12 protein-coding genes are annotated in these 16,053 nt (G+C 23.6%); all 12 read right to left on the bottom strand.

Annotated elements, in window-relative coordinates:
- Window positions 1-18 precede the first annotated feature (18 nt).
- Complete coding sequence (locus ACLFO7_RS01720; protein WP_412032630.1) at window positions 19-1,269, bottom strand: hypothetical protein; 1,251 nt, start codon at window positions 1,267-1,269, stop codon at window positions 19-21.
- A 15-nt stretch (window positions 1,270-1,284) separates the two neighbouring features.
- Window positions 1,285-1,689 carry a hypothetical protein gene (locus ACLFO7_RS01715; protein WP_412032629.1) on the bottom strand — a complete coding sequence of 135 codons (405 nt, stop codon included), beginning with the start codon at window positions 1,687-1,689 and terminating at the stop codon, window positions 1,285-1,287.
- A gap of 217 nt (window positions 1,690-1,906) precedes the next feature.
- Window positions 1,907-2,185, bottom strand: coding sequence for a hypothetical protein (locus ACLFO7_RS01710; protein ID WP_412032628.1), 279 nt, complete (start codon window positions 2,183-2,185; stop codon window positions 1,907-1,909).
- Window positions 2,142-3,155 (bottom strand): hypothetical protein, encoded by a 1,014-nt coding sequence (locus ACLFO7_RS01705; protein WP_412032627.1) that lies wholly within the window; start codon window positions 3,153-3,155, stop codon window positions 2,142-2,144. Before ACLFO7_RS01705 ends, ACLFO7_RS01710 begins: the two co-directional genes overlap by 44 nt.
- A 14-nt stretch (window positions 3,156-3,169) precedes the next feature.
- Window positions 3,170-5,947, bottom strand: coding sequence for a hypothetical protein (locus ACLFO7_RS01700; protein WP_412032626.1), 2,778 nt, complete (start codon window positions 5,945-5,947; stop codon window positions 3,170-3,172).
- 2 nt (window positions 5,948-5,949) lie between these two features.
- Complete coding sequence (locus ACLFO7_RS01695; RefSeq protein WP_412032625.1) at window positions 5,950-9,426, bottom strand: hypothetical protein; 3,477 nt, start codon at window positions 9,424-9,426, stop codon at window positions 5,950-5,952.
- Window positions 9,427-9,448: 22 nt separating this feature from the next.
- Window positions 9,449-11,272, bottom strand: coding sequence for a hypothetical protein (locus ACLFO7_RS01690; protein ID WP_412032624.1), 1,824 nt, complete (start codon window positions 11,270-11,272; stop codon window positions 9,449-9,451).
- 2 nt (window positions 11,273-11,274) lie between these two features.
- Window positions 11,275-12,171 carry an ATP-binding cassette domain-containing protein gene (locus ACLFO7_RS01685; protein ID WP_412032623.1) on the bottom strand — a complete coding sequence of 299 codons (897 nt, stop codon included), beginning with the start codon at window positions 12,169-12,171 and terminating at the stop codon, window positions 11,275-11,277.
- Window positions 12,172-12,322: 151 nt separating this feature from the next.
- Complete coding sequence (locus ACLFO7_RS01680; RefSeq protein WP_412032622.1) at window positions 12,323-12,877, bottom strand: NUDIX domain-containing protein; 555 nt, start codon at window positions 12,875-12,877, stop codon at window positions 12,323-12,325.
- On the bottom strand, window positions 12,864-13,628 hold the full coding sequence (locus ACLFO7_RS01675; protein WP_412032621.1) for an NAD-dependent protein deacylase: 765 nt from the start codon (window positions 13,626-13,628) through the stop codon (window positions 12,864-12,866). Before ACLFO7_RS01675 ends, ACLFO7_RS01680 begins: the two co-directional genes overlap by 14 nt.
- A gap of 115 nt (window positions 13,629-13,743) precedes the next feature.
- Entirely contained in the window at window positions 13,744-15,762 is a 2,019-nt protein-coding gene (gene tkt / locus ACLFO7_RS01670; RefSeq protein ID WP_412032620.1) for a transketolase, read from the bottom strand.
- Window positions 15,746-16,021: a NifU family protein gene (locus tag ACLFO7_RS01665; protein ID WP_412032619.1), complete on the bottom strand. Its 276-nt coding sequence runs from the start codon at window positions 16,019-16,021 to the stop codon at window positions 15,746-15,748. The genes tkt and ACLFO7_RS01665 overlap by 17 nt, the downstream gene beginning before the upstream one ends.
- Window positions 16,022-16,053 lie beyond the last annotated feature (32 nt).

The raw sequence follows: 16,053 nt of genomic DNA, 5'->3' as shown, positions 1-16,053 counted from the left end.
AAGTAGAGGTGTATATTATTAATAATAATCAATAATTAAATTAGGATCTCTATTTTTAACAGCTGGATCTTCTCTAAATTTTGCAGGTAATTTTATTTTAGTATATCACAAATTATTTTCTCATCTTGCTTTCAAAGCATCTGCTTCAATTGATTCAAGATTTGGAAATTGCAAAGAAATAATATTGTTTTCAAAATAATCAAAACAATTAGAGTAATAATATAGTCAATTATTTGGTATTTTTTTAATATTATTATATATATATTTATTAAAGCATTTTTTGTTAATACTTGTCTCATCAGTAATATGTTGTCCTTTTCTGATGACATTCATGTAGGTAATATATTTTTCCCTAAAATTATACTCCAAACTATCTTTATCTGTATTATTAAGATTTGGTATTTCAAAATTATGCACTTCATGTTGAGGCATAAACATTTCTAAATCATCAGTTTCACTATCTTCATGTTCTATAAATATACCCTTATAATTTATATTATAATTTGTTCCATCTGGTTTTCCTCTATAATTAACATGACAAATTGGAGCATTCATCTCATAAAAAGATTGTAAAAAATTATTTGAATCACTGACTATATAAAAACGATAGTAAAAATCTTTTAAGTCATTCCAATTGTTATTATCATAATAATCCACAAAATAAGGAGAAGTTCCATCATAAATATAAAGATTGTTATAATACAATTTAGGAAGTTTTTCTTTTCAATAAGGTATCATGTCATAAAAAAGATCGTTACCTGAGTAAATTTGATCAAATCTATAACTCTTATTAACACTCACATCATATGCAAAAGGTATTGTACCAAATGATAAAATAGTTTTTACTTTTTGATTAATACTTGGATCATCAAAAGTATTAATTGAATTTACTTTTGGATTATAAAATCTTGGCATAGATATAGTCATATTTGTTCAACTACTAAAATCTCTATCTTCTCTAACACCAGCTCCAAGTATTACATGTTCAACAAAATATGTTGCACCATTATGCTCATATTTATTATCTATAAAAAATGAATGACAATCTCCAATTCCAGTAATATCAACAATGACATTTACAACTCCATTATTTTGACTATCTGGAGCTTTTGTTTCATAAAAATAAAGAGTGTAATGGTGCCCACCATCTGGATCTTGTTTAATAAAATAGATTGGTTCTCTAACTTCTTTTGAACATGAAGTTAAAATAGTTGGTAACGCAATTGATAATAAAGGTAAACTAAATAATAATTTATTTAATAATTTCATAATATATTCCTTTTTTTAATAATTAATAATTTCTGAATTATTTTTGATGTAATCTGCTAGAAATGCAAATGCATCATCATATTGATAAAAATAATACGCATTATTTTTAATTTCTAATTTATATAGATTGTAGATTTGGTTTTTAATTGGTGTATTTTCATTTTCATAGAAAACCAAATCTAATGCACTTTTAACTGCATATGTATATGCAATATTAGATAAAACTAATTCACTAGGATTGTAAATACTATAATTTTTAATATTAATGGTTCCATTAGGATTAAAAATATCTTTATTTACAATATTTCCATCTAAATCTCTTAGATAAAGAATTTCTAATGGTTCTAGTGTTGTTCTATCTTTTTTAGCTTTATCTAAATCTTGTTTATTGTCATAAACAATTACTTCAGTTGCTCCCATGTTAATATCATTTACACTAGCACATATTCTTTGTAAGTGATTTGTTTTAATTGATTAAAATCATCTCTTAAAAGAATAATGTCTTCTGGTTTTGATATTAAATTTGTTTTTGCATTATTTTTTAATTCAAGTTCACTATTGTAGACATTGAAATATGTTTAATGTCATATTTAATTGTGTTATCTTGGGATGTGTATTTAAGTAGAGGTGTATATTATTAATAATAATCAATAATTAAATTAGGATCTCTATTTTTAACAGCTGGATCTTCTCTAAATTTTGCAGGTAATTTTATTTTAGTATATCACAAATTATTTTCTCATCTTGCTTTCAAAGCATCTGCTTCAATTGATTCAAGATTTGGAAATTGCAAAGAAATAATATTGTTTTCAAAATAATCAAAACAATTAGAGTAATAATATAGTCAATTATTTGGTATTTTTTTAATATTATTATATATATTTATTAAAGCATTTTTTGTTAATACTTGTCTCATCAGTAATATGTTGTCCTTTTCTGATGACATTCATGTAGGTAATATATTTTTCCCTAAAATTATACTCCAAACTATCTTTATCTGTATTATTAAGATTTGGTATTTCAAAATTATGCACTTCATGTTGAGGCATAAACATTTCTAAATCATCAGTTTCACTATCTTCATGTTCTATAAATATACCCTTATAATTTATATTATAATTTGTTCCATCTGGTTTTCCTCTATAATTAACATGACAAATTGGAGCATTCATCTCATAAAAAGATTGTAAAAAATTATTTGAATCACTGACTATATAAAAACGATAGTAAAAATCTTTTAAGTCATTCCAATTGTTATTATCATAATAATCCACAAAATAAGGAGAAGTTCCATCATAAATATAAAGATTGTTATAATACAATTTAGGAAGTTTTTCTTTTCAATAAGGTATCATGTCATAAAAAAGATCGTTACCTGAGTAAATTTGATCAAATCTATAACTCTTATTAACACTCACATCATATGCAAAAGGTATTGTACCAAATGATAAAATAGTTCTTACTTTTTGATTAATACCTGGATCATCAAAAGTATTAATTGAATTTACTTTTGGATTATAAAATCTTGGCATAGATATAGTCATGTTTGTTCAACTACTAAAATCTCTATCTTCTCTAACACCAGCTCCAAGTATTACATGTTCAACAAAATATGTTGCACCATTATGCTCATATTTATTATCTATAAAAAATGAATGACAATCTCTAATTCCAGTAATATCAACAATAACATTTACAACTCCATTATTTTGACTATCTGGAGCTTTTGTTTCATAAAAATAAAGAGTGTAATGGTGTCCACCATCTGGATCTTGTTTAATAAAATAGATTGGTTCTCTAACTTCTTTTGAACATGAAGTTAAAACAGTTGGTAATGCAATTGATAACAAAGGCAAGCTAAATAATAATTTATTTAATAATTTCATAATATATTCCTTTTTTAATAATTAATAATTTCTGAATTATTTTTGATGTAATCTGCTAGAAATGCAAATGCATCATCATATTGATAAAAATAATACGCATTATTTTTAATTTCTAATTTATATAGATTGTAGATTTGGTTTTTAATTGGTGTATTTTCATTTTCATAGAAAACCAAATCTAATGCACTTTTAACTGCATATGTATATGCAATATTAGATAAAACTAATTCGCTAGGATTGTAAATACTATAATTTTTAATATTAATGGTTCCATTAGGATTAAAAATATCTTTATTTACAATATTTCCATCTAAATCTCTTAGATAAAGAATTTCTAATGGCTCTAGTGTTGTTCTATCTTTTTTAGCTTTATCTAAATCTTGTTTATTATCATAAACAATTACTTCAGTTGCTCCCATATTGATATCATTAACACTAGAAACATATTCTTTATAAGTGATTTGTTTTAATTGATTAAAATCATCTCTTAAAAGAATAATGTCTTCTGGTTTTGATATTAAATTTGTTTTTGCATTATTTTTTAATTCAAGTTCACTATTGTAGATATTGAAATATGTTTCTAGGTCATATTTAATTGTGTCATCTTGGGGTGTGTATTTAAGTAGAGGTTTATTAGTATTAGATATGTTTGTAATCTTATTATCTGTTATAACATATATTGGTTGATTATTTATTTCTATAGAATTATTGTTGTTAATTGATGTAATATTATGATTTGAAATATTTCTAAATGAATCTAACAACATATAACTTTCAATAGAAAAACTATTTAAAATGTTTGGAAAAGAAACACCATTTTCTAAAGAAGTTAACACATTGTTTAAATCTATTTTTGAAGTGTTTGATTTTAAATTATAAGTATTAATATTATTTATTAATTCTTTTATGTCTAATTCATATAAGGGTAGATTTTTATATAAAATTAAAACATAAAGATTATTTATAGTATTTGAATTATTATTTATTAAAAATTTGGGTTTTACTTTATCACTATTTTCCTTTTTAGAAATATCAATGTAGTAATAATTTTGAAAATATTTTTTTATTATATTTACTAAATTGTTATTTATATATTTCCTTAAAGGTAAAAGTTCACTATCATAAGAATCATTATTGCTCATAAGTCAAAATTTTTCATTAAATTTTTTATTTAATATTAATGAATAATAATCACTTTCAGCTCCTTTTCAAGTCCAAAATCAATAATTTTTACTTTCAATAGCACTAGGAATTCCATTTATCAAAGTATCTATTGAATCATTTAAGAATGATTTTATAATGTCTTTTTGTGATGTATCATCAACATGAAATTTACTTGAAGGAGAAATGTAATTTACATATTCATTAATAACATTATTTTTAATTTTTTTAAAATCATTAGATAATAAAGTTTTTTTATCTACTTTTAATTGGTGTTCAAAATTAACTTGTGTATGATAATGCCCTACATAATCTCCGCCTTGTTCAGACATTATTCCTATTTGTAGACCACCTAAAAATCCTTCACAATCACCAGTATAAACAACAGATAATTTATGTCCAAATCAGTTTAAATGTAAATTTTCAGCAACATCTCATCCATATTTAGGATTCTTTGCTACATCTCAATAACAGTCATATAATTTTTTACTTAATGAATTTCATTTACCACCATTTGAAACAAATGTCATTCAAGGATTTTGTTTAACACGTAGCATATCAAGTGAAACACCACTAGTAACTAATTTATTTGAAAAAATATCATTAGCAAGACGTGAATTTTTACTTACAAAGTTAAAAATATCATTTCTTGTGCTATCAGAAACTATTGATTGTTGATCAATACCACCTAAAAAAGCAAAAGTTCTACCATTTCCATCAAGAACTTTTTCTGGCGCTCCTGATGCAGGAAAATATCCTTTAAATTTTTCAAAATCAACTCTATTTCTATAATCATATTTATTTTTTTCTAATTCAAATCTATATTTATTATGATTAACCATACCAGATTCAAATTTAAGTTCAATTGTAAATAAAGGCAATATGCTTATAATATTTAAAAGATGTTGCTTATATTCATTAACTATCTTATTAATAAATGAAGAATTATCATTAGTTGAATCAACTAGTGATTTATTATAAATTGTTGAATCACTTTTAGAACTTGGTTTTTTATAAAAATAATCATATGAAAAATCATTTATTATTTTGCCTTTATTTTTACCTGCAAGATTATTTAATATATATTCTAATAGTCTATAATTATCAGTTTTATTTAATGGATTAAATTCAAACTTATCATTGTTACTTTGTAATTCAACAATTCCCATACCACTAGATGATGTAGAATTTAATATAGATTTTTTGGCACTATCGCGTGATTCATGTAGTTTTCCATTATAATCATAATATTTAATTTCTTTGATTGCATTTGTATAACTTTTTTTAGCAACTTCAAAATCTGGAGTTGGATTTCCAGAGACTGTTCTATATGCTTTTTTAATTTTATTTAAATCATATACTCTTGCTTCATCTAAATTTAATGCATAACTTCCAGCATTTATTTTTGGTGAACCAATAACTTTTTCTCTTTTAAGTAAATTGCTTATTTCTTTTTTTGTAGCATATTCTATTGAATCATATTTTGTGTTTTGATAATTAATGTAATATGAACTTGTCTTTGATACAGATACATTATAATAATTTGTTGCAATAGAAGAAACTGGAATAGCACTACATAATGTTAAAGCACATGTTGCACTAAATCATTTAATAACATTTATTTTTTTCATAACTATACACCTACTTTAATATTATTGTTTACTCATTGTTCATATTCTGTATAAGAATAAAATTTGTTATCAAAAATTTCATACACTGTTTCTTTTTTTGTAACAATTGCAGCAGCAAACTTATTTGTATTAGACAGTCAATTATAAGCTTGCTGTTCTGTTAAGAAATATTTAACATCGCCATTATATGATTTTGCTTCATATATTGATGTTTTTATAACATCAGAATCTACATCAGTATAATTATCAGTTTTTAATAAAGATGATTTTAAAGCAAATTTACTTTTTACTTTAACCCTATCTATAAAATCATGTCTATGTTGATCTAATTCAGTATAATCTCCACCTCAATTTTTTACATGCGTTTCAAGGAAATTTATTCCTACTATATTTTTTTCTTGTGGGGAAAGAATTTTTTTTGATTCTACATCAAAACTATTACCAGGTAATTGATACTTAATTTCTTTAGTTGTGTCAACATATCCATTAGCATCTGTACTTGGTAATACAGATACTTTAATTGGTTCGATATTTTGATCTATTTCTTCTATTGCCATTTCAATTGCTGTTTTATCATTTGTTGCATAATAACCACCTTCATAGTTGAATACAACATTTGAAAGAAATCTTTCTTCTTTTGCTAAAACACTATTGTATATTTCATTAACTAATTGTTCTTTATCTAAAGACATAGTATTTAAAATATTTTTATTTTCATCTCCAATTTTTATAGTGTCAAAAGTGTAAACTTTCTTTATAGCATTATTATTTGATTCATATACCAAAGAATTAATATAATCATTTGCAAGAAGATTAATATCATCAGCTCCATATGTTTTATTTCCAAAATAAAGATAATCATCTTTTCTTGGTTCAGAATATTTTACTGGTTGAATTAATTTCATTGCTGAAATATCTTGAATATTTTCATTTACAAATCCATACAATCATTTTCTTGCTTGACCACCATTTCACACATATTCATGTTTTCCATCGTCTGTAGAAAATGTATATGATTCATTAACAAATTCAGGCATAATCATATTATATGCAAATTTAAAAATATCAAAAAAGAGGCCAGCAATACCACTTGTTGCAAGATCTAATATAGCAAGTGTAATGTCAAAATATGGAAATATTATGTCTTCTATAACATGTCTTGCAAAATCATATTTATCTTTATCAATTTGAAATTGATTAGTTTTTGTAAATTTGTCTGTTAAATTATAAAAAGAATGAACATATTCTTTGTTACTTGATAAATTTACATTAGCATTTAATAATGTTCTTATTTTATTTCCTTCCTCATTATTGTTTGATGATTTTTCAATTATTGAATAGGAATCAATATTTTTAATTATTGAATTACCTCTTTGAATAATTTGTTTTGCACTACTTTCATATGTATCAATTTTATCAATATTTGAATAAATTTTATTTTGAAAACCAAAAAATATTTTTATAAATTCTTCATAATCACTAGAATTAATCAACCAGTGTTTGGCATTTGAAATATATGAATAACTAACATTATCTTCAATTCCAGAAACAATTGTGCAATACAAATAACCATTAAAATATTTAGCAGCTATATTCAAAAGATTATCATCTTTGTTTTTTATTGCATAATCCATTACATTTTTAAATTTTGTATTATTAACTAATACAGTAAAAAGTGTTGAATATATTTTATTTAAATCTTGATTTTTATCATAATATGTTAAAAGTTTATCCATTGAATCTGATGAAGCTCTATTATAAAGCAACATATAATCATCATAATTTAAAATACTATAATCTTTTAAAAGCATAGGAAAATGCTTTTTTAAAAGTGTTAAAAAATCATTTATTGAATTTTTTTTAAAAGTACTCAATCCTGCTATATGATTTATATTATTATACCCTGCTGTAAAAGCTATCATTCCTGTCAATACACTTGGATAATATTCAATTAATACATCTATAAAGTAATACATATCACCACTATAATCAAAAGTTGGACTATCTAGTCCATAAATGTTTTTTAAATCAAATTTATCACTATAAATTTGATTTCCTAATCTTCTTTTTAATAAATTTTCTGGAAAAAATGCATGAATAACATCAGTGTATCTATCACAAATGAATATAAAATATTCTCTAATAAAGTTCAAAAGGTTATAAGATAGATTATTTTTAAAAACATATTCTTTTGCTAATGAATACATAATTGGTATTTTAAAAAATATATTAAATCTTTTTCCTAATGCAATATTAGTTAATTGATCAGTTAAAAATTTATAAAAATTACTATTTTCATTTTTAATTTTGTCTTCATATTGTTGAATTTTAGTTTCAAAACCAAATATATTAAATCAATTTTTAGTTTTAATGCCTAATCTTGTTTCTGTAATTGAATTGTCATTAAACAATAATGAAAATTCATCTGCTATAACTTGATAAATAGAATATTTTGCAGCATTCTTAGAATTATAATTTTTATCTTTTGTTCAATTATCTGTATTAATAATTCCTTCAATATCAGCTGCTCCATTTACAAAATAAGGCCCAAAAAAGTCAGCTAGATCATCAAATCTTGTATCAACAATATATGAACTACCATTATTTTTATTATATTTATAGTATGGTATGTCACTTGTTGATAATTTATTTCTAATAGAATTATAATCGTTCTTATTAAAATATTGTTTTGTACCATCTTTTTTTGTATATTCATAAACTTCATTAATGTTAGATCTAATAAAAGATTTAATTGCATCACTATTTTTTATAGTTCCATCACTTTGATATTGAACACCAACTGATAAATTACCATTTCCAGCTCTCACAGATTTATCTGCATTTATTTTGTCATTAATAAAACCTTTACCACCAGAATTACCAGTAGTTGAAAAGTAATCATTTGTTAAATATCATCTAAGTGATTGCTTATCTGGAAAATAAGTATCATCAAAATAATATAATAAATTTTCTTTCATATAAGAAAGTTTAGCTAACTCTTCACCACTAAACTTTGTATGCATTCCATCATAATAATAAGAATCATTATTACCTTGATAGATTTGTACTAATTCACTATTTGATGTATCAAATTCAGCATAATCATTATCTAATAATTCATTTGATGAACCAAAATATGAATTATTGCTTAATCTATCATAAACACTCTTTGGAATTTGTGCATCTATTTTTGTAATATTTTTTGTTATCTCTTTTTTTGCATCAATTATGTTTGTATATGTAGTTGATCCACCTGAATAATTATTTAGTGATCAACTATCAGCATATGACTTTGTATAATTATTTATTTTAGTGTTTTCAACAAGATAATTATCAAGTTCATCTCTTGAATTAAAACTTTGCCCATTAAAATAATATCTACTATTCATAGTAGTTGAACATGATGTCATTAAAATAGGAGCAGAAACTACTGATAATGATGTACATAAAATTAATGCTATTTTTACTTTATTTTTCATAATATTCCTTTTTATATATTTATTAGTATTTTCTATATTGAACATAAAAACATATTGTCATTATGAGAATTGAGATAATTAAAGCTATTATAAATAAATATTCATATTGAATTCATGTTGATTTTTTAATATCAATTGCATACGTATATAAATTTCTCAGCTCAATAATATTAGGGGTAAATTTATAACTATAAATAGGTATTTGTTGACCAGTGCTATCAGTAAATGCAAATACCACTTTGTATACATCCATTAAATTTTTTAGTGATAAAGAATTTTGATCTACATAGGTATCTCATTGCTCTTTATTTTGAATTGGTGAAGTGGTATTTAATTGTTGATTAAAAGAATCTACACTTATTGTTGCATAACTACTATCACTTTTAAGAATTCCAATTGTTGTATTATTGCTTAAAAAAGAAATAAATTTATTTTTAAAAAAATTAATATCTTTATTTTTTGGTTTATATGATTCTGACAATATTTCATTACCACTTGTTAAAGCTAAAAGTTCAGTGTTAGTAATAATATCATTCTGGTATTCAAACATTCTTTTATAAATTAAAGTGTCATTTAAAATTGAAACATAAAAATCAGAAAACTCTTTTGATGTAATATTCTTTAATGTTTCTTCAAAAGAAATCATATAGTTTTTATAAAAATCATAATCTTTATATAAATAATAAAGAATTCTTGTATCTTGATTTATTCCAAATAAGAATCGTAATAATAGAATTTCTTGTTCGTTAAAATGACTTTCATAAGAATTTGATGAATCTAATTTTTCTTTTAATGCAGTAATATTAGTTGGATCTGATAATCCAAATTCTTTTACTGAAATTATTTTATTGTTAATTACATTTGCTATTGCTTTAGGTGCATCAAATGAAGAATAGTTTAAAGGATTATCTAAAGATGGATCATAGACAAAAACATTTTCAGATTCAAAGATATTGTCGTAATTAACACTATATCTATTACTAACTTTATTTAAAGTCATACTGAATTTATAATTTGACTCTAAACTGTTATTCAAATTATAATAGCTATCTAAAGAACTATTATCAACTCATACAAATGGTGCTTGCATTGGTTGCATAATTCATTCACCAAACATAAAATTAATACCAATATTTGGTGTTGGTAAATCAAATTTATTAGTTCCAATATTTTCTTTTATAAATAAATAATTCTTTTTATTTGAATAGTCATTATTAATTGTTGTTAATAATGAAGCACTATTTTCACTTGATGTATCAAATTTCAAATAATTATTTTTATTTGTATTAATTAATATAGTGTGTGAAATTAAAGATGTAAATAATATTGAAAAAAGCAAAATTAAAGAACTAATAATTGATGTAATATATTGTGTTTTTGCAAAGATAAAAAATAATATAAAACCTATAAACACACTTACTAAGCTTAATCCAAAAAATATTGCTAAAAAATAGATTAAGAAAAATAAACCATTATTTAAAAAGATGCTTGTCATAATTCCTGATGCAATAGAATTTATTAAGTTAATAATTAATATGTAAATTAAAATTACAAACAATCTTAATGAATACACTCTAAATAATGAAAAGGATTTTGATTCTAAACCAATATCTAATCCATTTTGTCGATTTTTACCAAAAATGGTTAGATTAAAAATAAATAAGATAATTAACTCTAAACTAAATATTACAATAAAGTAAATATAGCTATATGAATTTATCAATCCAAAATTACCAAATATAGGAAATACTATAAATGGTGTTAATATAAATAACAAAGTAAAAAATCATAATAATCAATTCTTCTTTAATTGCTTATAAGTTACATTAAATATCTTTTTATTCATAATTAAGCAGCTCCTGTTTGTTTGTTAAAAAACATTTCTTCATATTTATTAATCAAATTCTTTCCATTTACTTTTCCAGTAAATAGAACTTTACCTGCTTTTATGAATGTTGCTTCATTTACATACTCTTTTATTTCATCTAATGAGTGAGAGGAAATAAATACAGTAATATTTTTTTCTTGTGCCAATTCTTTTAATGTCCTAAAAAAATCAATTCTAGTTATTGGGTCTAAATTTGCTGTTGGTTCATCTAAAATATAAATTGATGCTTTCTCTATTATAGATTTAATCAATAATACTTTCTGTTGTTGACCACTAGATAATTTATTTGGATTACTATGTTTAATTTCTGATATTTTAAATTTATTAATATTAAAATCAATTTCTTCTTTTAAATTATTGATATCATTCCTAACAAGTAAACCCATCATCAATAGATATTCATAAACATTAAACTCATTAGGAAAAATTGGTTTAGTTTGAATATAAGTAATTGGTAATCTAGCTGTTTTATCAATCAAAAAGTTTTTATTATTAATAAATATATCACCAATATAATTTTTATTTGCTCCACAAATTGCTTTAATGATTGTAGTTTTACCAGATCCATTCTCTCCAACAAAGACATGAAAAGATCCTTTTGACACATCAAAAGAACAATCATTTATTGTAAAATGATTCTGTTTTTTATTGTATTTAAAAAATAGATTTCTTACAGATATTGCAGCATCTTTATTAACTTCTTTTGATTGACTATTTTCTTTTACATATTCTTCATAAACACTATCATGTCCATATAATTGCTTAATATTGTTTATAAATTGATGATAATGTTTTTCAAGACCTACTAAAAATCTATTTTTATTTTTTGCTTTATTAGATATAGCTCCATCATCCATATTTAATCCAACTTAAAAATTAATCTAGATACCCTAATAATATCATCTAAGCATAGATTTTTATTAAAAAATATTTACAACAAAAAATAATATATGGTCTCTACCATATATTATTGAAAAATTTAATTTTAAAATTACTATAAATAAAATATTAAATTTTACTTAAATATTTTAAAAATAATAGATAACAAACATTAAGTGATGATAAATAAGTTTTTTCTTTTTTATTAAATAAGATATCTTCAAGTTCTTTTTGATCTACTCAATAATTTTTACTAACTTTTTCAAAAATAGACCCATCACCTACACTATCTATTTGTAATAGGTTAGTTACATCAAAAAGATAATTATAAACTGTTTCATTCATTTGTGTTGTAGCAACACAATAACTTGATGCAACTAAATTATTTTTATTAACTTTTATGCCACCTTCTTCATAAATCTCACGCACCATAGATTCAAAGTGAGTTTCATTTTCTTCACAAGAACCAGTGATTGGACAAGGATATAATTCATCTCAAGATAATTTAGAATTAATTTCAGGTAATGGCTGAAATCTTAAAAGAAAATAGTATTGATTATCTTCTTTTTTAAAACATAATCCTGCAACGCTATCTGTATTTCTTCTTTGCGCAAAGTAAAAACCATTCTCTGTTTCATAAAGAGATAAAAATTTTGTTTTATGTAATAATTTAGTTTTTCTCATATTTATCTTTTTCTTGTAATTTAGCTTTAACATCTTTAAAAACATCTACTACAGAACAATTAAAAACAATATTTGCAAATTTATCAAATTTTGTAGAATCTTTATTTATTAAAACAAATTTATCTTTTTTATAATAATGAACATACATTGCAGCAGGATATACTTCTAATGATGTTCCAGCAACTATAAGCATATCAGCTTGTTCTAATGCTTCAATAGCATTAGAAACTACTTCTTGATTTAATTGTTCTCCAAACAAAGTTACATCAGGTCTAATCATACCATTGCATTTTTTGCATGTTGGTACTTTTTCTTGAAATTCTAAAATCTCATTTAAACTATAATATTTATTACAATAAATACAATAATTGTTTTCAACAGATCCATGCAACTCTAAAACTCTCTTTGAACCACCTAATTGATGTAAATTATCAATGTTTTGTGTAATGATAAAAATTTTTTTACCTACAAGTTCATTAAAGAAAACATGTGCATAATTTGGCTTTGCATCTTTATAAACTAAATATTTAAAATAAAATTCATAAAATAATTCAGGGTAGGAAAATAAGAAATCATGGGATACAATTTCACTTGAACTTAATCCTTTAAATTTTTTACTATATATGCCATTGCTGCTTCTAAAATCAGGTATTCCACTTTCAGTAGAAACATCAGCTCCTGTAAAAAAAACAATTTTTTTTGATGAGTCTATAAAGTCAGCAAGTTTATTAATTTTTTCTTTGTAATCCATATTTATCCAAATAACTTCTATATATAGATTATATCTATAAAAGATAATTCAATAAAATATATAAATAAAAAACATATTTATTGCCTTTGTATAAAAACAATAAATATGTTTAAAATTAATTTTGTAAGTAATCAATAATTTTATTTACAATATCCTCTGCAGATAATTTTAATTTTTTAACTACATCATGTGATTTACCAGAATAACCAAAACGGTTTATTCCAATTGCATAATGAGCAATTTTATATCAAGGTGTTGTTACACCATACTCAATACTAATTACTTTTTTATCACCTAATATTAAATCTTTGTATACTTGTGATTGTTTTGAAAACAATTCATAACTTGGCATAGAAACAACATTTACTTTAATTTTATGAACACTATCTAAAATGCCTGCTACTTCAAGTGCTACACCAACTTCACTACCACTTGCAACTAATGTTAGTTGATAACCTTTATTATTCAATAATAGGTATGCACCTTTAGTTGTTCTATCATGACCTTTAGCTTGTAGAAATTCTAAACGCGAAGTAACAATTGTTACTGGAGTAGTTTCTGATTTTAATGCAATATCAAATGCAGAAATTGTTTCTTGTAAATTACAAGGTCTAATTAAAATATGATTTGGAATTAATCTTAATGCTCATATTTGTTCAATTGGTTGATGAGTAGGACCATCTTCACCAACAGTAATAGAATCATGACTAAACACACTAATTAATGGACTATGAGAAATTGCTGCTAATCTAATAGCTGCTCTATTATAGTCACTAAATGATAAGAAGGTACTACCAATAGCTTTTAATCCAGAGTGCAAGCAAATACCAGAATTTATAGCTGCCATTGCAAACTCTCTAACACCAACATTAATATTAATTCCTAATCTATTTTCAGAATCATATAATTTACTATTTTTTGATCATATTTTTGTAGAACCTGCAATATCTGCTGATGCAATAGTTAATAATGGATTATTATCAGCAATAATGTTTAATACATCTCCTGAAATATTTCTAGTTGCTAATAATTCTTTTTCATAACTTAATGTTTTGAATCATTTTTTATCAAAATAAAAATCTTTAATAATTAATTTGTTATAGAAATCATATTTTTCTTTATCTTCATGAAGTTTTTCAAGTGATTTATTAAATAATTCTAATGCTTTTGCACCTCTTTTTACAAATGGTTCAAAATCAACATAAGCATTTTTAGAAATTTCAAAAGGGTCATTATGATATGATAACTTTTCTTTTAATTGTTGAATTTGCTCACTATTTAATGCTTGTCCATGTGCTTTGTTTGAATTTTCATAAATAGATTTATAACCAATTGTTGTTTTAATTTCAATAACAGTTGGTTTATCTGTTGATTTTTTTGCATTTTCAATAGCAACAGAAATACTTGCAACATCATTTCCATTAGCAACCTTAATGTAGTTCAATCCTAATGACTCAAAGTATTTTTTTGTATCAGTAATTGTTGAATCACTAACTTTCCCATCTAATTGAATGTTATTAGAATCATATAAAAATATTAATTTATTTAATTTATACTTAGCTGCAATTGAGAATGCTTCATAACTAATACCTTCTTGCAAACATCCATCTCCAAATAAACAATAAGTATAATGATTAATTAATCTACTTTTCTTAAAATAGTTATTCAATTTTGTTTCAGCAATTGCCATACCAACAGCTAATGCTACACCTTGACCTAAAGGGCCTGTTGTACAATCAACACCTGGAATTAAAATATTTTCAGGATGTCCTGCTGTTTTCTGTCCTATTTGTCTAAAGTTTTTTAAATCATCTAAAGTTATTGAGTTATAACCTGCAAGATGCAATGTTGCATACAACAGTGCACTCCCATGACCTGCACTCAAAACAAATCTATCACGATTTAAAAAATTTGGATTATCACCAGTATTTACAAAATGATTTCTAAATAAAGCATACATAATTGGTGCAGCACCTAAAACAATTCCAGGATGACCACTGTTTGCATTTAAAATCATTTCAACACCTAATACTCTAATAGTATCTACAGTTAATTCTGTATATCTACTAGTATATTTATTAGAATTATCTTTTACAATTTTTGCATCTCCATTTTTCTTAGTATTCATACTCATACTTTACCTCTTCAATTATTTTTACCTCTTTAACCTCTGGAACCTCAGCTTTAAGAATAGTCTCAACCCCATCTTTATATGTTAAATCTATCAATGCACATCCAACACATGCACCTAATACTCTAACGCTAACGACTCCAGTATCTAAATCAAAATCAATAAATTCTAAATCGCCACCATCTTGATTAATATAAAATCTTATTGATTCAATTACCTCTTCAATCTCTTTAACGATATCATCTTTTATTTTTTGTTTCATACTTAAAATTATATAATAAAATCATTACCATT

Source organism: Malacoplasma muris (genome assembly GCF_046774425.1).
Lineage (GTDB): Bacteria > Bacillota_I > Bacilli_A > Mycoplasmatales > Mycoplasmoidaceae > Malacoplasma > Malacoplasma muris.
This window is presented reverse-complemented; position numbering and strand designations above follow the sequence as displayed.